Genomic DNA, 20,352 nt, shown 5'->3' on the forward strand with positions numbered 1-20,352 from the left:
CCTCCTCTACGCCCAACACACCATGTCGTCCATCAACGAGATCGAGGATCTGCGCCGGCTCGCCCGGCGGCGCGTGCCGCGCATGTTCTATGAGTACGCCGATTCGGGATCGTGGACCGAATCTACCTACCGCGCCAACCAGCATGAGTTCGGCCGCATCCTGCTGCGCCAGCGCGTGGCCGTGGATATCGACGAGCGCCGCATTGCCACGCAGATGCTGGGCCAGGAGGTGGCCATGCCGGTGGCAATCGCTCCGACCGGGCTGGCCGGCATGCAGCATGCCGACGGCGAGATCCTGGCCGCCCGCGCAGCGCGTGATTTCGGCGTGCCGTTCACGCTGTCGACCGTCAGCATCTGCTCGATCGAAGACGTGGCCGAGGCCACCGGCGGGCATCCGTTCTGGTTCCAGCTCTACGTGATGCGCGACCGCGCCTTCGTCGAGCGGCTGATGGACCGCGCCCGCGCCGCCGGCTGCCCGGCGCTGGTGCTCACGCTGGACCTGCCGGTCAGCGCGCAGCGCCACAAGGACCTGCGCAACGGCCTGTCGGCACCGCCGCGGCTGACGCCGTGGAACCTGCTCAACATGATGGGCAAGCCGCGCTGGTGCCTGGGCATGCTGAGCACGCGCCGGCGCACCTTCGGCAACATCATCGGGCATGTGCAGGGCGTCGACGACATGAGCTCGCTGGCCGACTGGTCCAGCCGCCAGTACGACCCGACGCTGAACTGGGACGACGTGGCCTGGATCCGCCGCCGCTGGCCCGGCAAGCTGGTGCTCAAGGGCATCCAGGACGTCGCGGATGCGCGCCTGGCGTGCCAGTCTGGAGCGGATGCGCTGATCGTGTCCAACCACGGCGGGCGCCAGCTCGACGGCGCGCCGGCGTCGATCTGCGCGCTGCCCGCCATCGCCGAGGCCGTGGGCGAGCGCATCGAAGTCCATATGGACGGCGGCATCCGCTCCGGGCAGGACGTGCTCAAGGCGGTCGCGCTCGGCGCCAGGGGCGTCTATATCGGCCGCTCGATGCTGTATGGCCTGGGCGCCATGGGCCAGGCCGGCGTGACGCGCGCGCTGGAGATCATCCGCAAGGAACTGGATCTGACCATGGCCTTCTGCGGCCACACCGACATCCGCGCGGTCGGCAAGGACATCCTGCTGCCGCCACATCCGCCCGCTTCGTAATCCTCGTAATCCTCGTAATCCGCGTGTCGTAGCCACAAACCCAACCGCAAACAAACCAGTCAGGAGACAACCAATGATCCTTCGCACAACCCTGCGCGCCCGCCAGGCGCTCGCCATGCTCGCAACCAGCACCGCCTTCGGCGCCGCCGCCCTGGTGCCCGCGCCCGCCGCGGCGCAGCCGGCCCCATCCGCCGAATGCAAGGCGGCGCTGGACGCCCGCGCCCAGAATGCCAACTATCCGCGCGACACCGTGCCGCGCTACATCAAGACCCCCACCGGCTACCTGCTGGTGCTGCGCATGGGCGACAACGTCTTCGAGCAGATCGAAGCCTTTGCAATCTGCGAGAAGGTGCCCAGCGCCAGCCTGTCCGCGATCGGCTTCGCCAATGTCACGTTCGGCTTCTGGGATGCGGGCAAGAAGCAGTTCAACCCGCGCACCTTCCGCAATGTGGAGATGGCCAGCATCGTCGGCAGCCTGGCCTGGAAGGAAGGCAAGCCCTCGATCCATGCGCATGGCGTGGCAGGAGACAGCAGCTTCGATACCTACGGCGGCCATATCCTGTCGATGGAAGTCGGCACGGGTTCGCTGGAAGTGACGGTGACGGCCTATCCGCAGCAACTGGAACGCGGCATTGACCCCAAGATCGGCGCCAACGTGCTGGGATTGCGCGATAACCACTGATGAGACGCGGCGTTGGGACCGCCGAATGCCGGCCGGCCCCAACCGTAGAATGTCCCTTGTTCTCCCTGACCATGCCGCGATTCTCCGAATGAGACCTGCTCCGCCCTGAACCGGACCAGGGCACGGATCTTACGCTGTCAGAACGCCCGGACAGCCCCGGCATCGCAATGAACGGCTGGTTGCACCGCCTTTCCGCCGACGGCCAGTGCGTGAAACACACCTTGCTGCGGCCGGCCACTGAGGCTCCGATCAGCTCGCGCGGGATCGGAAACCTCACGGCAACGCTCAGCCCCATCGGCTGCTGCGTGCCGGGCCCGGCAGCTGGTCTTTACGGACCTTCAGGTAACTCAGGCTGGCGCTGCGGACAATTCAGTCGGGCGGCGTGCGGAACGGGGGTCCCGCACGCGGATACTGGTCTGGTCCCGTTCAGGCTGCGGCTGCGGTGAGCGTTGGGTAATCGGTCAGGCCTTGCGCACCGCCACCGAAGAGCGTGTCGCGGTCATGCTGCGCGAGCGGCGCGCCAACGCGCAGGCGCTCGGGAAGGTCCGGATTCGCGACGAACGGGCGGCCGAAGGCGACCAGATCGGCCCAGCCCGCGGCGATCGCTTCGCGCGCGCGCTCCGCGGTGTACTTGCCCGCATAGATCAGCACGCCGGGGAATGCTTCGCGCAGCTTGCGCTTGAATGCCGCCGGCATCAGCGGCGCATCGTCCCAGTCCGCTTCCGCGATGTGGAGGTAGCCGATGCCGAGTTCGCCCAGCAGCCTGGCCGCGGTAAGGTATGTCGTCTCCGGATCGTCATCGACACAGCCGTTCAGCGTGGTCAGCGGCGCGAGGCGGATGCCGACGCGCGACGCGTCGCCCGTGCCAACGATCAGCGCCTGCGCGACTTCGCCGAGGAAACGCAAGCGGTTCTCCAGCGACCCGCCGTAGGCGTCCGTGCGCGTGTTGGCGTTCGAGTCGATGAACTGGTTCACGAGGTAGCCGTTGGCGCCATGCAGCTCGACGCCGTCGAAGCCGGCATCGACCGCGTTGCGCGCCGCAGCGCGGTACTGGTCCACGACTTCGCGGATCTCGTCGACGGTGAGCGCGCGCGGCGCAGAGGCCTGGACGAAGCCGGGCGTGCTGCCGTCCTCGCCGGCGATGAACACGTTCACCCCCTGCGCCTGGATCGGCGATGACGACACGGGCTGTTGCCCGGCAAGCAGGCTCGTGTGGCTCAGCCGGCCAACGTGCCAGAGCTGCGCGAAGATGCGGCCGCCGGCGGCATGCACGGCGCCGGTCACCTTGCGCCATCCGGCCACCTGCGCGGGCGTGTGGATGCCGGGCGTCCATGCATAGCCCTTGCCGAGCGGCGCGATGTAGGTGCCTTCGCTGACGATGAGTCCGGCGCCCGCGCGCTGCGCGTAGTACCCGGCCATCAGGTCGTTGGCCTCATCGCCGGGCTGGCTGGCGCGCGAGCGCGTCATCGGCGGCATCACGATGCGGTTCGGCAGCGTCAGCCCGCCGAGTTGAAGCGATTGAAACAGCGGATCCTGGGTCATGGTGCTTGTCGTGTCGGATCCGCGGCCCGCAGGCCGCGGAGGATTCGAAGAAAGACGGATCGGGGAGGATGCCTGCGCGCTCAGTCCCATTGCGGCGCGAGGCCTTCGGGGCTGACTTGACGGCCGTTGCGCTCGAGCGCGGCGATCTGCGCCATGTCGGCGTCGCTCAGGCGCAGCATCTGCGCGATCAGGTTGCTGGCGAGGTTCTCGCGCCTGGTGGACGACGGAATCACCGAGTAGCCGAGCTGCAGCGCCCAGGCCAGCACGACCTGGGCCGGCGTCGCCTGGTGCCGCCGCGCGATCGCGCCGATCACCGGGTCACCGAGGACCTTGCCGTACGCCAGCGTCATGTACGACGTGACGTGGATACCCTCGCGCTGCAGGAAGTCCACCAGCTTGCGGCCCTGCAGATAGGGGCTCAGCTCGATCTGGTTCGTCGCGATCGCGTCCTTGCCGACCGCGGCGATCGCCTGCTTTGTCAGTTCGATGTTGAAGTTTGAGATGCCGATCCGCCGCGTCAGGCCTTTTTCCTTCGCCTCGGCGAGCGCGGTCATGTATGCCTCGAGCGGCACGCCGTTGCCCGGCGCCGGCCAGTGGATCAGGGTCAGGTCGACGTAGTCCGTGCGCAGCTTCGCCAGGCTTCCCTCGAGACTGGGCACGAGCTTGTCCCTGGCGTAGTTGTCGACCCAGATCTTCGTCGTCAGGAACAGGTCGTCGCGGCGCACGCCGGAAGCGGCGATCGCCTCGCCCACGTCCGCTTCGTTGCCGTAGATCTGGGCGGTGTCGATCGCGCGGTAGCCGAGTTCGAGGCCGTTGCGGACCGAGTCGATGACAACCTGGCCTTGCAGGCGGAACGTGCCGAGGCCGAAAGCGGGGATATTGCGCATGGTGTGCTCCTTGGAAGGGGGGCGGTCTGATCTGCAAAACAAGAAACGATGGACCGCAGTGTGCCCGCTTTACTTTTGCGCAAAAAGTGGCCTATAAACCAAACTGTCTTGATTTCAGATCAACAATGAACATCACCCTCGACGAACTCCAGGCGTTTGCGGCCGTGGTCGACACCGGTTCGATCACCGCCGCCGCGCAGCAGCTGAACCTGACCGTGTCGGCAACGAGCCGCACGCTCGCGCGGCTCGAGGAGAAGCTGAAGACCACGCTGCTGCGCCGGACCACGCGCCGGCTGGAGCTGACCGAGGAAGGCCGGGCCTTCCTGCAGAATGCGCGGGCGATCATCGACTCGGTCGAAAGCGCCGAAGAGCAGATGCTCGCGCGGCGCGAGAAGCCGTCCGGGCGCCTGCGGGTCGACGCCGCGACGCCGTTCATGCTGCACGTGATCGTGCCGCTGGTGCGCGGCTATCGCGAGCGCTATCCGCAGGTGGAACTGGAGCTGAACAGCAACGAAGGCATCATCGACCTGCTCGAGCGGCGCACCGACGTCGCGATCCGGATCGGGCGACTGAAGGATTCGACGCTGCATAGCCGGCTGATCGGCAACAGCCGTGTGCGCATTCTCGCCAGTCCGGCATATCTCGACGCGCACGGCCAGCCGCGCAAGGTCGGGGATCTCGGCGGGCATGCGCTGCTCGGCTTCAATCAGCCCGAGTCGCTGAACGTGTGGCCGATTCTTGGTGCGGATGGCGAGCCGTACCGGATCGCGCCGGCGGTGTGGTCATCGAGCGGAGAGACACTCAGGCAACTTGCGCTAGAAGGGGCAGGCATCGTCTGCCTGTCGGATTTCATGACCGCGCAGGATCGCGAGTCCGGGCGCCTCGTGCAGGTCCTTGCGCGCCACACGCAGGACGTGCGGCAGCCGGTGCACGCTGTCTACTACAGGAACACGGCCATTTCGTCGCGGATCGCGTCGTTCGTCGAGTATCTGATCGAAGTGCTCGGCAGCGGGAGCGCCGCGCGTGGGGCGCCGGCCTGGACGGATCGATGAGCTTGCGGCATTGAGGCAGGTCGCGTGTGAGCACACATGCATTACCTGCGCAACGGCAGCGGGGCCCATCGGACGTCTCCTCTGCCGCCTCAGCATGCCAGGTCCATATCTTTGATCTGAAATCAAAAATATTTGACCCATACAAGGCTTAATCAACAAATATAAATCGCGCAAACTGCGATCCATCGAAGAACTCCCTGTGCCCGCGGCCACGCGACCCCGTGGCCGCCCCCCTTCCTCATCAAGGTCCACAAATGAGTCTACTGTTCAAGCCCTTTACCCTGGGCGAGCGCCAGCTCGCCAACCGGATCGCCATGGCGCCGCTGACCCGTTCCCGGAACCCGGATGGTGTTCCGAACGATCTCAACGCGCTCTACTACAGCCAACGCGCCGCCGCCGGCCTGATCGTGACCGAAGGTACGGTGATCTCCCCCAGCGCACAGGGCTTCCTGTTCAACCCCGGCCTCTACACCCCGCAACAGGTGGAAGGCTGGCGCAAGGTCACGGACGCCGTCCACGCGAAGCGCGGTACGATCTTCACCCAGCTCTGGCATGTCGGCCGCGCGAGCCATGTTTCGATCCAGCCCGGTGGCATTCAGCCCGTCAGTGCAACCGGCCAGACCGCGAAAGACACCAAGGCCTGGGGTTATACCGCCGACGGCACGCCGGGTGCGGTCGATGTGTCCGAGCCTCGCGCACTGACGACAGGCGAGGTCTATGGCGTGATCGCCGATTTTGCCGAGGCCGCCGCCAATGCGATGCAGGCTGGCTTCGACGGCGTCGAGCTGCACGGCGCCAATGGCTATCTGATCGAGCAGTTCCTGAACCCGGCGGTGAACGATCGCACCGATGAATTCCGCGGCGACACCCTGGAGAGCCGCACCCGTTTCGCCTTGGCAGCCATCGATGCGGTCGCGGCGCGGATCGGTGCGCAACGCACGGCCATCCGCCTGTCGCCCTATGGCGGCCTGGGCGACATGGCCGCGTACCCTGAGCTCGAAGACACGTATCTCTATCTCGCCGATGAACTCTCCAGGCGGAACATCGCCTACGTCCACCTGATGGACCAGAGCACGCGCGGCAGTTCGGCCACGCCAAGTGATTTCCTTGAAAAATTCCGCCGTCGATTCACGGGCGTGCTGATCCTGGCCGGAGGCATGACGCGCGCACGCGCCGAGGATCTCATCGCCGACGGTCTCATCGACATCGCGGCATTCGGCGAGCCGTTCATTGCCAACCCCGACCTGGTCGCTCGCCTTGAGAACGACTGGCCCCTGGCCACGTCCATCCGTTCGCTCCACTACGGCGGCGGCGCCGAGGGCTACACGGACTATCCCGCCTACGACGGCAGGGCCGCGGCCTGAACTTGTTCGTCTCGTGCACCAGCGGCGTTACCGGCGTATCGGTCGCCGCTGGCCTCGCACGCAAACCCTCTTGGTCGATGTCATCCTGAAGGATCCGCCCCCATGAAATCCAATACCGCACTGCTTGCGCTCGCCATCGGCGCCTTCGGAATCGGTACCACCGAGTTCGCGCCGATGGGGTTGCTGCCCGTGATCGCCGAAGGCGTCGACGTCAGCATCCCGACGGCGGGGATGCTCATCACCGCGTATGCGGTTGGCGTGATGGTCGGCGCGCCGGTGATGACGATGCTGTTCAGCCGGTTCGGCAAGCGTGCCGCACTGATGGCGCTGATGGCAATCTTCACCGTAGGCAACCTGCTGTCGGCGCTCGCGCCGGGATATGCGACGCTGCTTGCGTCGCGCCTGGTCACCAGCCTGAACCACGGCGCCTTCTTCGGCCTCGGTGCCGTGGTCGCCGCGAGCGTGGTGCCGAAGGACAAGCAGGCCAGCGCCGTGGCCACGATGTTCATGGGACTGACCATCGCCAACATTGGTGGCGTGCCGGCGGCAACCTGGATCGGACAGCAGGTCGGCTGGCGCCTCGCGTTCGCCGGTACCGCCGTGCTCGGGCTGGCCGCCATCGTCGCGCTCTGGCTGGCGCTTCCCCAGGGCGAGCGCGGGACCCCGCCAGACGTACGCCGGGAACTGGCCGTGCTCACCCGCCCGACCGTGTTGCTGGCGCTGGCGACAACGGTGCTCGGCGCGGGCGCAATGTTCACGCTCTACACCTATATCGCGCCGGTGCTGGCCGATCTCACCGGCGCATCCGGCACCTTTGTCACGCTCTCGCTCGTGCTGATCGGGGTTGGCTTCACTGTCGGCAATCACGTGGGCGGACGGCTCGCGGACTGGTCGCTCGATGGCGCGACGAAGATCGTCCTCTCGGCGCTGGCGGTCATCATGCTGGTGCTCCCATTCGCCCTCTCCCATCATGTCACCGCGGCACTTGGACTGTTGGCCTGGGGAGCCGCGACCTTCGCCGTCGTGCCGCCGGTGCAGATGCGGGTGATGGAAGCCGCTGCGGAAGCGCCGGGGCTGGCCTCGTCGATCAACGTCGGTGCCTTCAATCTCGGCAATGCCCTCGGCGCCGCGCTGGGTGGCGGGGTCATCAGCATGGGACTCGGCTATCGCGCCGTGCCAGTTGCCGGCGGCCTGCTGGCCGCGGCCGGATTCCTGCTGGTGTGGCACGGCCGGGCCAGCAGGCGAGCCCTGGCGGCTTCGTGAGCGCTGTGGTAGCGCTGTGGGAGCACCCACGCGCGTCATGCCAATCCCATCCAGCGCCGCGTGATGTCAGCCAACGCCCGTTTTGAACGTCCGCATCTTCGGCCCTGCCAACGCAGAATTGGCAGACGGCTGGCGCGACGGCGCCTTCGGACGGCATAATCGCATACTGAAACTGGTTTCAGCCCTGCGCCCCCGTACATGCCATCTCCCGCCGCCAAGCCGAATGCCGCGATTACCGTAAAGCCGGCAGACAAGCTCACGATCCAGGATGTCGCCGATTATGCCGGCGTTTCCAAGGCAACCGTCTCGCGTTACCTCAACCGGGGCGGCGAGCAATTGTCCGCGGATGTCGAGGCGCGCGTCGCGGCGGCGGTCCGGGAGCTCGGCTATAGCCCGAGTCCGATGGCACAGGCGCTCAAGCGTGGCAAGTCGCGGCTGATCGGGCTGGTGGTGGCCGACGTGACCAATTCGTTCTCCGTGGCGGTGCTGCGCGGCGTCGAAAAAGCCTGCCGCGAGGCGGGCTACATGGTGATGCTGTTCAACCTCGGCAACGACGAGCAGCTCGAGCGCGAGGCCATCCGCTCCCTGTCAGCCTACCGCGTGGAAGGGTTCATCCTGCACACGCTCGGCCACGACGCGGGTGCGCTGGCGGACGCGGCACGGTTGGGCAAACCCGTCGTGCTGGTCGACCGCAAGATCGGAGACGCGCAGGCCGATCTGGTCGCGCTGGACAACCACAGTGCCCTGGATGCCGCGGCGGACCACCTGGTCGAGGCCGGCTATGGGCACGTGCTCTTCGTCACCGAACCGGTCCGGGCCATCAGCTCGCGCATCGAACGCTCCCAGGCGTTCCAGGACTTCATCGCGACCCATGGCGAGGCGTTGGCCGGCGAAGTCTTCCAGTCGCAGGCCGGCGACGAAGCAGGCCTGGACCAGGCCCTGCGCGCGCTGCGCCAGCGCGCGGGCACGACGCCCGCCGCGGTGCTGGCCGGCAATGCGGTGATCTCGCTCCGGGTCGCGGCGGCGGCGGCGCGGCTGGGCTGGCAACTGGGCACCGACCTTGGCCTGATCGGCTTTGACGATCCCGAATGGGCCGCCCTGGTCGGCCCGGGCCTGAGCACGATTTCGCAGCCGACCGACGATATCGGCCGCGTCGCCACGAACTGCCTGATCGAGCGGCTGCACGGCACGCAGCTGCCGCCACGCCAGGTGCTGCTGCCCGGCACGCTGGTGGTCCGCGGTTCGACCCGGCGCGGCTGACGCCGCCCGCTCCAGCAAGGCGCGCGTGACGTGCGCGCGCCGGCACCTTCCCCTGCGGCCCCGCTGCAAAGCGCGTCGCGCGCGGCACTTTGACACCTGATTTATCGCCTTAGGGGTTTCCACTGGTGGAGAACTGAAACCGGTTTCCTATAATCCTGAAACCGGTTTCAGACAGTTGCAGGCGTTCCCCGCGACCTGCGCAACCACCCACCTGGAGACAACCCATGACCCACCACCGCCTTCTGCCAACCCTGCGCCGGCTGGCCAGGTTCCTGCTGCCGCTGATGGTGCTCGCGAGCGCCGCCGGCGTCCACGCGCAGACCGTTTCCGAGATCGTCAAGAAAGGCAAGGTCACGATTGGCGTGGTGTCCGGCGCGCCGCCCTTCGGCATCACCGACGCGTCCGGCAAGCCCGCCGGCTACGACGTGGACGTTGCCAACCTGCTGGGCAAGTACCTGGGCGTGCCGGTCGACATCGTGCCGCTGACTTCGCCCAGCCGCATCCCGGCGCTGGAATCCGGCAAGGTGGATTTCCTGGTGGCCACGCTGGCGCCCACCCCCGAGCGCGCCCGCGCGATCATGTTCAGCGCGCCTTACAGCGCGTTCGAGCTGACCATCTTCGCGCCAGCCACGGCCAAGTACGCCAGGCTGGCCGAGCTCGGCAAGAAGAAGGTGGGCGTGACGCGCGGCACCACGCAGGATTCCGCGCTGACGCGGCTGGCGGTGCCCGGCATGCAGATCGTCCGCTTCGAGGATGACGCGACCTGCGCCCAGGCCCTGATCAGCAACCAGGTCGAAGCCATCGCACTGCCCAGCACCACCGGCAACGAGATCCTGAAGGCGCGCGGCGCCGGCAAGTTCGACGCGAAGTTCGCCTTCTCCGTGCAGCCCAATTCCATGGCCGTGCGCAAGGACGCCTACGAGCTGCGCCAGTGGCTCAACACCACCATCGCCTACATCAAGCTCAACGGCGAGCTCGACGCCGTCGCCCAGAAGTGGACGGGCAAGCCGCTGCCGGCGCTGCAAGTGTTCTGAAACTCCAGCCCCCATGCCGCGCCGGCCAGCCGCCGGCGCGCCAGGAGACTCGCATGAACTATCAGTTTGAATGGACCGCGGTGCTGTCGCAGGCAGACCGTTTCGCCGAAGGCGCCGCGATGACGCTTGGCCTGAGCCTGGGCGCGATCGCGCTGGGCACCCTGGCCGGCACCGCCTGCGCCATCGCCGCCGCCTACGGCGGACCGTGGGCTCGCCGCTGCGTCACGGCCTATGTGGAGGCCATCCGCAATACCCCCTTCCTGGTGCAGCTCTTCATCATCTTCTTCGGCCTGCCCACGGTTGGCTTGCAGGTCGATGCGCTCAGCGCCGCGCTGGTCGCCATGACCATCAACCTGGGTGCCTATTCGACGGAGATCATCCGCGCCGGCCTGCAGGCCGTGCACCGCTCGCAGATCGAAGCCGCGCTGGCGCTGGGCATGACGCGCTGGCAGTGGATCCGCCACGTGGCACTGGTACCGGCTTTCGAGAAAGTCTACCCGGCGCTGACCAGCCAGTTCACGCTGATGATGCTCACGTCGAGCGTGGTGTCGACCATCTCGGTCGAGGAGCTGACCGCGGTGGCCAGCCAGGTCGATTCGCAGACCTTCCGCACCTTCGAGAGCTACATCCTGGTGATGGGCCTCTACATCGGGCTGGCCCTGCTGCTGCGCGCGCTGTTCGCCCTGCTCGGCAACGCCGTGTTCCGGCGCCGCCGCGCGGTGGCCGCCGCGAAGAAGCGCACGCGCGCCAGCGCCCCATCCAACGCACAGGCGCGCTCCAGGACCGCCCTGGCCCAGCCTGCCACCGGGAGCGCGCAATGATCACCGAACTCTCCTGGAACCATCTCGGCATCTTGCTGGTGGCGGCGCGCTGGACCTTGTGGGTGACGCTGCTCGCTTTCGTGGGCGGCACGCTGGCGGGCTTCCTGGTCGCGCTGGCCCGCACTTCGCGCAGCGCGCTGCTGCGCCATGCCAGCCTCGCCTACATCCAGGTCGTGCAGGGCACGCCGGTGCTGATCGTGCTGTTCCTGAGCTACTACGGCCTGTCCGTGCTCGGCCTCAAGCTCTCGCCGATGGTCGCGGCGATGCTGGCCATGTCGATCTACGCCAGCGCCTACCTGGGCGAAATATGGCGCGGCTGCATCGAGGCGGTGCCGCAGGGCCAGTGGGAAGCCAGCGAGGCGCTTGCGATGACGCGCTGGCAGCAACTGCGGCACGTGGTGCTGCCCCAGGCGGTGCGCCTTGCCCTGCCGCCCACGGTCGGCTTCTCGGTCCAGCTGGTGAAGAACACCTCCATCACCTCGATCATCGGCGTGGTCGAACTGACCCGCGCCGGCCAGCTGATCAATAACGCGACCTTCCAGCCCTTTGCGGTGTTCGTGCTGGTCGCCCTGATTTACTTTGCGCTTTGCTTCCCGCTGTCTGCGGCGGCCAGGCGCCTGGAAAGGAGGCTCCATGCCTATCGTTGAAGCACGCGACGTGCACAAATCCTACGGCCCCAATGCTGTCCTGAAGGGTGTGTCGTTTGCCATCGAGCCTGGCCAGGTGGTGGCCATCATCGGCCGCAGCGGCTCCGGCAAGAGCACCATGCTGCGCTGCCTGAACGGTCTCGAGGTGATCAATGCCGGCGACATCACGGTAGCGGGCCACAAGCTCGACCACGAGCGCAAGCAGCTGCTCGACCTGCGCCGCGACGTGGGCATGGTGTTCCAGAGCTACAACCTGTTCCCGCACCTGACCGTGGGCGAGAACATCGCGCTGGCCCCGCGCATCGTGCGCAAGCTTGCTGCGGGCAGGATCGCTGCGATCGTCGACCAGGTGCTGGAGCAGGTCGGCCTGCTGGAAAAGAAGGATTGCTATCCCGAGCAGCTTTCCGGCGGACAGCAGCAGCGCGTGGCCATTGCCCGCTCGCTGGCGATGGAGCCGAAAGTCATGCTGTTCGACGAGGTCACTTCGGCGCTGGATCCCGAGCTGACCGCCGAAGTGCTGCGCGTGATGGAAAACCTGGCGGCCTCGGGCATGACCATGGTGCTGGTCACGCATGGAATGGAATTCGCGCGACGCATGGCGCATACCACCATCTTCATGCACCAGGGCAAGGTGCATGAGGCCGGGCCATCCAAGGCCCTGTTCGCGCAGCCGCAGACGCCCGAGCTGCGCCAGTTTCTCTCCGCGGGAGCGCTGAAGTGAACCAGCCACGCAACCAACTTCTACGCGGCGGTATGCCGCAAGCCCTGGTTTCGCTGACCGCCTACGGCGCCGAGCTGGCGCTGCGCGAAGGCCAGGCCGCGCTGGCCCGCATCGCGGCCGCGGCCGGCGCCGACGGCGTGGAGTACCGCGGCGAACTGCAGCGCGGCGGCAGCGACGCGCTGCGCGAACAGCGCGCGGTCGCCGAGGCGCACGGGCTCGCCGTGGTGTGGTCGAGCCCCGAAGGGATCTGGGACGAGGCCGGCGATGTGGACACCGCCGCGCTCGACCGCGCCTTCGGCACGGCCCATGCGCTGGGCGCCGCGCGGGTGAAGATGTCGTTGGGCGGCTATCGCGCCGGCGCGGCGCTGGACGCCTTGCTGCCGTGGCTGCAGCAGCCAGGCATCGAGCTGGTGGTCGAGAATGACCAGACCAGCCGTGCCGGCACGGTGCCGCCGCTGCAGGACTTCTTTGCCAGGACCGCCGCGCTGGGCCGGGCGGTACCCATGACCTTCGACATGGGCAACTGGCACTGGACCGGCGAAGACCCCCTGGCCGCCGCGCACGCGCTCGCCGGCCAGGTGGGCTATGTGCATTGCAAGGGCGTGCAGCGCACGCCGGACAAGTGGATCGCCGTGCCGCTCGAGGCCTCGGCAGCGGCGTGGCGCAGCGTGCTGCGCGGACTGCCTGCCGAGGCCCCGCGCGCGATCGAATTCCCGCTGCAGGGCGCGGACCTGGTGCAGGTCACGCGCATGCACCTGGCAACGCTGCGGTCGGCGGAGGTGGCCGCATGACGCACGATCTTGACGTCGTCACGCTGGGCGAGGCCATGCTAATGCTGGTGGCGGACCAGGCCGGCGCGCTCGAACATGTGGAGAGCTTCCGCAAGCGCACCGCGGGCGCCGAGACCAATGTCGCGATCGGGCTGTCGCGCCTGGGCCTGAAAGTGGGCTGGGCCAGCCGCCTGGGCAGCGATTCGATGGCGCGCTACCTGCTCGCCGAAATGCAACGCGAGGGCGTCGATTGCAGCCAGGTGGTGTGCGAACCCGGGCAGCGCACCGGCTTCCAGTTCAAGGGCCGGGTCGACGACGGCAGCGACCCGCCGGTGGAGTACCACCGCCGTGACTCGGCCGCCAGCCGCATGGGCGCCGAGCACCTTGACGTAGCCTGGCTGTACCGCGCCCGGCACCTGCACGTGACCGGCGTGTTCCCGGCACTGGCCGCCGGCACGCAGGCCGCCACGCGCAAGGCCATTGCCAGCATGCGGGGCGCCGGGCGCACGATCTCCTTCGATCCCAACCTGCGGCCCACGCTGTGGGCGACGCCCGAGCTGATGCGCGACACCCTGAACGACCTCGCGCAGCACTGCGACTGGGTCTTTCCGGGCATCGAGGAAGGCCGCTTCCTGACCGGGCACGACGACCCACGGCGGATCGCCGCCTTCTACCGCGAGCGTGGCGCCAGCCTGGTGGTGGTCAAGCTTGGCGCGGAAGGCGCTTATTTCGATGGCGAGGGCGGCCGCGGCCACATCCCGGCCTGCCAGGTCGAGCGCGTGGTCGATACCGTCGGCGCTGGCGACGGCTTTGCGGTGGGCGTGATCAGTGCACTGCTGGAAGGCCGCCAGGTCGTGGACGCGGTACGGCGCGGCGCCTGGATCGGTGCGCGCGCGGTGCAGGTGCCGGGCGACACCGAAGGCCTGCCGACGCGGCAGCAGCTGGAAACGGCCGGCTATTGAGGCAGATGCCGATGCCGATGCCGATGCCGACACCCCAACCGCAAGGACAGACAATGCGCAAGAACGTTCTGGTGTTCCGTCCGATACCGCCCGACCTGCTCGCCGGCATCGAGGCCGAACACGATGTCGTGGTCGCCGACCCGCGCCAGCCGGCGCAGGCGCCGGCTTTCCGCGAGGCCCTGGCCGGTGCCCAAGGCATGATCGGCTCCAGTATCAGGCTGGGTGCGGCCGAGCTGGCGCACGCCGGCCGGCTGGAAGTGATTTCCAGCATCTCGGTCGGGGTCGACAACTACGACCTCGGCTTCCTGCGCCAGCGCGGCATCGCGCTGTGCCACACGCCCGGCGTGCTCACCGAAACCACGGCCGATACCGTGTTTGCGCTCATCATGGCGGCCAGCCGCCGCCTGGTCGAGCTCGCCAGCCATGTGCGCGAGGGCCGCTGGACCCGCAATATCGGCGAAGACCTCTTCGGCTGGGATGTCCATGGCAAGACGCTGGCGATCCTCGGCTTCGGGCGCATCGGCCAGGCCGTGGCGCGCCGTGCGGCGCTGGGCTTCGGCATGCGCGTGCTGTACGTCAACGAAGGGCCAGTCGAGGTGCCCGAACTGGCCGGCCGCGCCACCGCTGCCACGCTGGACCAGGCCCTGGCGCAAGCCGACATCGTGGCCGTCACCTTGCCGCTGACCGACAGCACGCGCGGGCTGATGGGCGCTCGCGAATTCGCGCTGATGAAGCCGGGCGCGATCTTCGTCAACGGCGCGCGCGGCCAGATCGTGCAGGAGGCGGCATTGCTGGCGGCGCTTGACAGCGGCCACCTGCGTGCCGCCGCGCTGGATGTGTTCGCCACCGAGCCGCTGCCGCAGGACTCGCCGCTGCGCCGCCACCCCCTGGTCACGGCACTGCCGCACATCGGCTCGGCTACGCACGAAACGCGCCGCGCCATGGCCGCGCTGGCCACGCGCAACCTGCTGGATGCGCTGGCCGGACGACCACCCGCCACGCCCTTCCGCCTCACCGCCGTGCCAGCGGCGAACTAGCGCAGTCCCCCTTCCCCCCGGACCACAGACATGCCCCGCTCCATTCCCACGCTGTGCGGCTCGATCATGGGCGAGCCCTTCACCTTCAACGTGCGCATCCACAATGCCGCCTACCGCGCGCTGGGGATCGACTACACCTTCGTCTGCTTCGGCGTGCAGGACGTGCCGGGCGCCGTCCAGGCCATCCGCGCGCTGGGCGTGCGCGGCATGAACGTCTCGATGCCGCACAAGCAGGCCGTGATCCCCTACCTGGACCGCCTCGACGAAACCGCCCGCGCCATCGGCGCCGTCAATACCATCAGCCATGTCGATGGCTTGCTCACCGGCTACAACACCGACTGCATCGGCGCGGTGCGGGCGTTCGAAGACGCGGTCGCGCTGCGCGGCAAGCGCCTGGCGCTGCTGGGCGCGGGCGGCGCCGCGCGCGCAATGGCCTATGGCCTGCGCGAGGCCGGGGCCGAGGTGACCGTCTTCAACCGCACCGAAGCGCGCGGCCAGCAACTGGCCGATACGCTCGGACTGCGCTTTGGCGGCGCGCTGGCGGATTTTCGCGCGGACGATTTCGACCTGCTGGCCAACGCCACGGCAGCCGGCTTCCGGGCGCCCGATATCAACCCGGTAGCGGGCCAGCTTGCCCCGCACCTGGTGGTCATGGACGCCGCGTTCATCCCCGTGCGGAGCAAGCTGATCCGTGATGCCGCCGCGCTCGGCTGCCGCACCATCGACGGCACGCGCATGATGCTGCACCAGGCCTGCGCGCAGGTCGAACTCTATACCGGCTGCACGGAAACGCCGATCCATGCGATGGAAGGCGCGCTGCTGGACGAGATTGCCCGCTTGTCGTGAGCCATGGCGGGGCGTCGCAAGCCGCGCCGGGCGCGCCGCTTCGCCTGACACGACACCAGTCAGCCGTCGGCCGACATCCTGTGCGCGATGCTTGCGGCGGTACGCTGCAGCGGTGCGAGGCATTGGCCAACCATCTGCTCCAGCGTGCGCACGCCCTGGATCCAGACGATGTTGACGCAACCATAAACGCGCCCCCTGGCTGACATGACCGGCACGGCCAGTGCTTCCAGGCGGTCGTTGACCTCGGTGCGCCCCTTGTCGTAGTCGCCACCGAAGCCCTGGTCGCGCACCCCATAGCCGCGCTGCCGCGTGCCGGCAATCAACGCGGCCACGCGCTCGGCGTCGTGCGCCATCGCATCCCCGCCCCTTCGGCTGCGGCGCAGTGCCGCCAGGATCGATTCGCGTTCCTTGTCCGTGCAGAAGGCCAGGTAGGCCTGCCCCACCGCCGAGCGCAGCATGTTGACCTGGAAGCCGATGTTGTCGCGCCGGATCATGAAGTAGGACTCGGCCCGGTTCGTCTCGCACAGCACCATGGCATTCCCGCGCCGTATGGCGAGATCCGAGGGCCACAGGATTTCTGCCTGGAGGCGATCGAGTTCCGGCGCGGCATATTGCGCCAGCCGGTCATTCACGCCGGCCTGCCGGCTGCGCGCCGGCGGCTGGGTGCCGGGGCAGTAATGACCGTCGGCAATCCGCCGCCAGATCAGGTTCCGGCGCTCCAGCGTCACCAGGATGCGCAGCAGCGTCGCCTTGGGCAGGCCGGTCAGCTCATGCAGACCCTGCAGGCTCGCACCCCCGCTTGCCTGAACCGCCCCCAGTACCGCCAGACCGCGATCCAGCGCGGTAACCGTCTTGACCTTGGGATTCCACATCGCCGTTCCTTGCCGCGGCGCCCATTGCCCGCAGGTTTCACTGCGTGAAACTCTAGCAGAAGCAGCTTGAGAAGCCCAGCCGCAGGAAATACTGTTCTGGCCATGGCAGCAGCAATCGGCGAGCCGCCGATCGCGCAATCCGTGACGACAGGAGAGACCGAGATGGGACGGCAGTGCGTACGCAACGTGCTTTGGATCATGTGCGACCAGTTGCGCTGGGACTATTTGTCCTGCTACGGGCATCCGCGCCTGCACACGCCCAATATCGACCGCCTTGCGGGCCGCGGCGTGCGCTTCACCAACGCCTTCGTACAGGGCCCGGTGTGCGGTCCGTCGCGCATGTCTTACTACACCGGACGCTACGTGACGAGCCATGGGGCGGTCTGGAATTTCGTGCCGATGCCCATTGGCGAGATGACGCTGGGCGACTTCCTGCGGCCCCACGGGGTGCGCGTCGCGGTGGCCGGCAAGACGCATGTGGAGGCCGACCGCGCCGGCATCGGGCGCCTGGGCATCGACCCGCAAAGCGCGCAAGGCGTGTTGGCCGGCGAAGGTGGTTTCGAGCCGTTCGACCGCGACGACGGCATCTGGCCGCCCGGCTTTGCCGACGAGGCCCACCAGTACACCGCCTACCTGCGCCAGCGTGGCTACGACGGCGCCAATCCATGGCACGACCACGCCAATTCCGCGCTGGGCGAGAACGGCGAAATCCTCTCCGGCTGGAACCTGCGACATGCCCGCCTGCCGGCGCGCGTGCGCGAGGAAGACTCGGAGACGCCATACATGACGCGCCGCGCCATCGACTTCATCGAGCAGAACGCCGACCGTCCGTGGACGCTGCACCTGTCATACATCAAGCCGCACTGGCCCTATGTCGCGCCCGCGCCCTACCATGACCTGTACGGCCCTGAAGATGTGCTGCCCGCGAAGCAGGACGCGCGTGAAATCGAACATGCGCATCCCGTGCTGCAAGGCTTCCGCAATTGCGAGGTAAGCCGGAATTTTTCGCAGGCAGCGGTGCGCGCCACGGTCATTCCGACCTACATGGGCCTGATCAGGCAGATCGACGACCAGCTCGGCGTGCTCTTTGACTACCTGGAACGCAGCGGCCGCTTCGACGACACCATGATCATCTTCTCCAGCGATCATGGCGACTACCTCGGCGACCACTACCTGGGCGAGAAGGAGCTGTTCCACGACAGCGTCGCCAAGGTGCCGCTGATCATCTATGACCCGCGCCAGGACGCCGTGCGCGGCCGGGTGGAATCGCGGCTGGTGGAAGCCATCGACCTGGTGCCGACCATTCTTGACGCGTACGGCGTGCCGGTTCCCGACCACATCGTCGAAGGCCGCTCGCTGTCACCGCTGCTGCGCGGCGAGGCGCCGTCCGACTGGCGCGATGCGGTGTTCTCCGAGAACGACTTCGCCTTCCGCGACTTCGTGCGCGAGCCGGTCGGCCGCCCCGCACACGGCTGCCACATGACCATGGTGCGGGACCACGACTGGAAGTTCGTGCACTTTGAAGGGCTGCCGCCACAGCTGTTCGACCTGCGCAACGACCCGGACGAATTCGTCGATCTCGGCACCGACCCGGCCTACGCCGCCGTGCGCGAGCGCTTCCAGGCACGGCTGTTCGACTGGCTGCGCAACCGCCGCATCCACCCCACTGTCAGCCACGCCGCCATGGCGGGATGGACCCGCAAGGAAGACGCCGCGGGCATCCATATCGGCAGATGGTGACCCGTTTCCCGTCCGCTGCTTCACATCGCATCACACAAAAACACAACGACATCAGGAGACAACATGAAACCCTACCGACTGGCGCTGGCCATTGCGTGCCTGGCCGCCGCGCCCCACACCTCGGCCCAGGGCGACTGGCCCAGCCGCCCCGTCCGGATCGTCGTGGCCTTCCCCGCGGGCTCTCCCGGCGACACCGCCTCGCGGCTGGTTGCGGACAAGCTCGGCCGGGCGCTCAGGCAGCCCGTCGTGGTGGAGAACCGTCCTGGCGCCGGCGGGAACATCGGCGCGGATGTCGTGGCGAAGGCGCCGGCCGACGGCTACACCTTCCTGCAAGGGCCCGACACCATCGTGACCGTCAACCCGGCGGTCTATCGCAAGCTGAACTTCAAGCCCACCGACCTGACGCCCGTGATCACGCTGGCGCGCTTTAACCAGATGCTGGTGTGCGCCCCCTCGTCCGGCATCCGCTCGCTCGCCGACCTGAGCGGCAAGGCGAAGGCAGGGCAGCCCGGCGTCAACTACGCCTCCGGCGGCCCCGGCACGCCCGGACACCTGGCCATGGAGCTGTACCTGGCGCAAGCGAGCCTGAAGATGACCCACGTGCCTTACAAGGGCCCGTCGCGGGCGATGCAGGACGTCCTGGCCGGCCAGGTGCCCTGCGGCTTCCTCGCGTCCCCGGTGGTCGCGCCCCATGTCAAGGCAGGCAAGCTCGTAGGCCTGGCGGTATCCGGCTCCACTCGCTCGGCGATGGCGCCGCAGGTGCCGACGATGGAGGAAGCCGGCATGCCCGGCTATGACGCGAGCTTCCGCGAGGTGCTGTTTGCACCCAAGGGCACGCCGGACGCCATCGTACGGCGCATGAACGAGGAGATCGGCCGCATCCTGAAGCTGCCCGAGGTACGCGAAAAGCTGCAGGCTAACGATCTCGATCCCGCGCCCGACGTGCCTGCCGCCATGGCACGGCAGATGGAAAGCGACGCCACCAAATGGGGCGCCGTCGTCCACAGGATCGGCCTGCACCTGGACTGAGTCCCGCCGTCCCGATCGAATTCCGTGCCGCCGCGGCCGCCGGCGGCGCGCCACCCATGACAGGAGACACCATGAGCACTGCCACCCACCAGACTGCCCAGACTGCCCAGACTGCCCACCAGACCGTGTTTGGCTCCCTCGCCCGGTATCGCAAGGGTTCCATCGAAGTCACGCAGGGCTCCGCCCGGCACTACGTCTTTTCCAACATCTTCGAAGTCGCGGCGCACGCGGCGCCTTACGACAAAGTGGTAGTGGGCAAGAACCTGGAATACGTCATCGAGACCCTGCGCGCGGAAGGCGTTTCGCCCTGGTATGCGTGCGCCCATGACGAGTTCGCCGTGCTGATGGATGGTGAAGTACGCGTCGACCTGATCTCGCTGAACGAAGCGCCGGCGTCCGGCAAGGGCACGGTCCTGGCCGGCGCCGAGCCAGCGGGCAAGCCGATGGGCCACATCGTGCTACGCCAGGGCCACCAATGCCTGCTGCCCGCGGGTTGCGCTTATCGCTTCACGGCGCTGAAGCCCGGTGTACTGCTGGTGCAGACCATCCTCGGTGCGTTGTCGATCGAGAAATGGTCGGAGATTTGCATCAAGTAATGCGGTATCCGCCCCCACACCAGACCAGTGCTAACAGGAGAACAGAC

At 67.8% G+C, this 20,352-nt stretch carries 20 protein-coding genes; 17 read left to right on the forward strand and 3 right to left on the reverse strand.

The features are described 5' to 3' along the window. The first annotated feature begins 22 nt into the window (after positions 1-22). The gene (locus tag K309_RS0123190; protein ID WP_029048638.1) at positions 23-1,180 is read left to right on the forward strand and encodes an alpha-hydroxy acid oxidase; all 1,158 of its coding nucleotides are present in this window, start codon (positions 23-25) and stop codon (positions 1,178-1,180) included. 73 nt (positions 1,181-1,253) lie between these two features. Beyond that, positions 1,254-1,862 carry a PPC domain-containing DNA-binding protein gene (locus tag K309_RS0123195; RefSeq protein WP_029048639.1) on the forward strand — a complete coding sequence of 203 codons (609 nt, stop codon included), beginning with the start codon at positions 1,254-1,256 and terminating at the stop codon, positions 1,860-1,862. Positions 1,863-2,288: 426 nt separating this feature from the next. Here K309_RS0123195 and K309_RS0123200 read toward each other — a convergent pair whose 3' ends face one another. Both K309_RS0123200 and dkgB read right to left on the reverse strand, forming a co-directional pair. Further along, the gene (locus K309_RS0123200) at positions 2,289-3,404 is read right to left on the reverse strand and encodes an alkene reductase (protein ID WP_029048640.1); all 1,116 of its coding nucleotides are present in this window, start codon (positions 3,402-3,404) and stop codon (positions 2,289-2,291) included. An 80-nt stretch (positions 3,405-3,484) separates the two neighbouring features. Beyond that, the gene (gene dkgB / locus K309_RS0123205; RefSeq protein ID WP_029048641.1) at positions 3,485-4,291 is read right to left on the reverse strand and encodes a 2,5-didehydrogluconate reductase DkgB; all 807 of its coding nucleotides are present in this window, start codon (positions 4,289-4,291) and stop codon (positions 3,485-3,487) included. A gap of 125 nt (positions 4,292-4,416) precedes the next feature. Between dkgB and K309_RS0123210 the strand changes: the two genes are divergently transcribed. The 12 genes from K309_RS0123210 to K309_RS0123265 all read left to right on the forward strand — a co-directional run bounded on the left by K309_RS0123210 (position 4,417) and on the right by K309_RS0123265 (position 16,068). Further along, positions 4,417-5,343 (forward strand): LysR family transcriptional regulator, encoded by a 927-nt coding sequence (locus K309_RS0123210; RefSeq protein ID WP_029048642.1) that lies wholly within the window; start codon positions 4,417-4,419, stop codon positions 5,341-5,343. Between the two features lie 254 nt (positions 5,344-5,597). Next, positions 5,598-6,707 (forward strand): alkene reductase, encoded by a 1,110-nt coding sequence (locus K309_RS0123215; RefSeq protein WP_029048643.1) that lies wholly within the window; start codon positions 5,598-5,600, stop codon positions 6,705-6,707. Between the two features lie 102 nt (positions 6,708-6,809). After that, positions 6,810-7,970: an MFS transporter gene (locus tag K309_RS0123220; protein WP_029048644.1), complete on the forward strand. Its 1,161-nt coding sequence runs from the start codon at positions 6,810-6,812 to the stop codon at positions 7,968-7,970. Between the two features lie 198 nt (positions 7,971-8,168). Further along, positions 8,169-9,230 (forward strand): LacI family DNA-binding transcriptional regulator, encoded by a 1,062-nt coding sequence (locus K309_RS0123225; protein WP_029048645.1) that lies wholly within the window; start codon positions 8,169-8,171, stop codon positions 9,228-9,230. Between the two features lie 224 nt (positions 9,231-9,454). After that, complete coding sequence (locus K309_RS0123230; protein WP_029048646.1) at positions 9,455-10,264, forward strand: transporter substrate-binding domain-containing protein; 810 nt, start codon at positions 9,455-9,457, stop codon at positions 10,262-10,264. A gap of 53 nt (positions 10,265-10,317) precedes the next feature. Then, entirely contained in the window at positions 10,318-11,085 is a 768-nt protein-coding gene (locus K309_RS0123235) for an amino acid ABC transporter permease (protein ID WP_029048647.1), read from the forward strand. Further along, complete coding sequence (locus tag K309_RS0123240) at positions 11,082-11,732, forward strand: amino acid ABC transporter permease (RefSeq protein WP_029048648.1); 651 nt, start codon at positions 11,082-11,084, stop codon at positions 11,730-11,732. Before K309_RS0123235 ends, K309_RS0123240 begins: the two co-directional genes overlap by 4 nt. Beyond that, positions 11,719-12,453, forward strand: coding sequence for an amino acid ABC transporter ATP-binding protein (locus K309_RS0123245; protein WP_029048649.1), 735 nt, complete (start codon positions 11,719-11,721; stop codon positions 12,451-12,453). Before K309_RS0123240 ends, K309_RS0123245 begins: the two co-directional genes overlap by 14 nt. A 32-nt stretch (positions 12,454-12,485) precedes the next feature. After that, on the forward strand, positions 12,486-13,244 hold the full coding sequence (locus K309_RS0123250) for a sugar phosphate isomerase/epimerase family protein (RefSeq protein ID WP_029048650.1): 759 nt from the start codon (positions 12,486-12,488) through the stop codon (positions 13,242-13,244). Beyond that, a complete protein-coding gene (locus K309_RS0123255; protein ID WP_029048651.1) occupies positions 13,241-14,185 on the forward strand; it encodes a sugar kinase in 945 nt (314 codons plus the stop codon). Before K309_RS0123250 ends, K309_RS0123255 begins: the two co-directional genes overlap by 4 nt. 53 nt (positions 14,186-14,238) lie before the next feature. Further along, positions 14,239-15,222, forward strand: a complete 984-nt coding sequence (locus K309_RS0123260) for a 2-hydroxyacid dehydrogenase (protein ID WP_029048652.1) — start codon at positions 14,239-14,241, stop codon at positions 15,220-15,222. A 30-nt stretch (positions 15,223-15,252) separates the two neighbouring features. Then, positions 15,253-16,068, forward strand: a complete 816-nt coding sequence (locus K309_RS0123265) for a shikimate dehydrogenase family protein (RefSeq protein WP_029048653.1) — start codon at positions 15,253-15,255, stop codon at positions 16,066-16,068. 59 nt (positions 16,069-16,127) lie between these two features. On the opposite strand, the gene K309_RS41865 is transcribed toward K309_RS0123265, so the two are convergent. Continuing rightward, the gene (locus K309_RS41865) at positions 16,128-16,940 is read right to left on the reverse strand and encodes an IclR family transcriptional regulator domain-containing protein (RefSeq protein ID WP_029048654.1); all 813 of its coding nucleotides are present in this window, start codon (positions 16,938-16,940) and stop codon (positions 16,128-16,130) included. A 162-nt stretch (positions 16,941-17,102) separates the two neighbouring features. Between K309_RS41865 and K309_RS0123275 the strand changes: the two genes are divergently transcribed. The 3 genes from K309_RS0123275 to K309_RS0123285 all read left to right on the forward strand — a co-directional run bounded on the left by K309_RS0123275 (position 17,103) and on the right by K309_RS0123285 (position 20,305). Beyond that, positions 17,103-18,680 carry an alkaline phosphatase family protein gene (locus K309_RS0123275; protein WP_029048655.1) on the forward strand — a complete coding sequence of 526 codons (1,578 nt, stop codon included), beginning with the start codon at positions 17,103-17,105 and terminating at the stop codon, positions 18,678-18,680. A 63-nt stretch (positions 18,681-18,743) separates the two neighbouring features. After that, complete coding sequence (locus K309_RS0123280) at positions 18,744-19,709, forward strand: Bug family tripartite tricarboxylate transporter substrate binding protein (RefSeq protein WP_029048656.1); 966 nt, start codon at positions 18,744-18,746, stop codon at positions 19,707-19,709. A gap of 71 nt (positions 19,710-19,780) precedes the next feature. Continuing rightward, positions 19,781-20,305, forward strand: a complete 525-nt coding sequence (locus K309_RS0123285; protein WP_051320568.1) for a cupin domain-containing protein — start codon at positions 19,781-19,783, stop codon at positions 20,303-20,305. The last annotated feature ends 47 nt before the right edge of the window (positions 20,306-20,352 follow it).

The organism is Cupriavidus phytohabitans (genome assembly GCF_000426345.1).
Taxonomy (GTDB): Bacteria; Pseudomonadota; Gammaproteobacteria; order Burkholderiales; family Burkholderiaceae; genus Cupriavidus.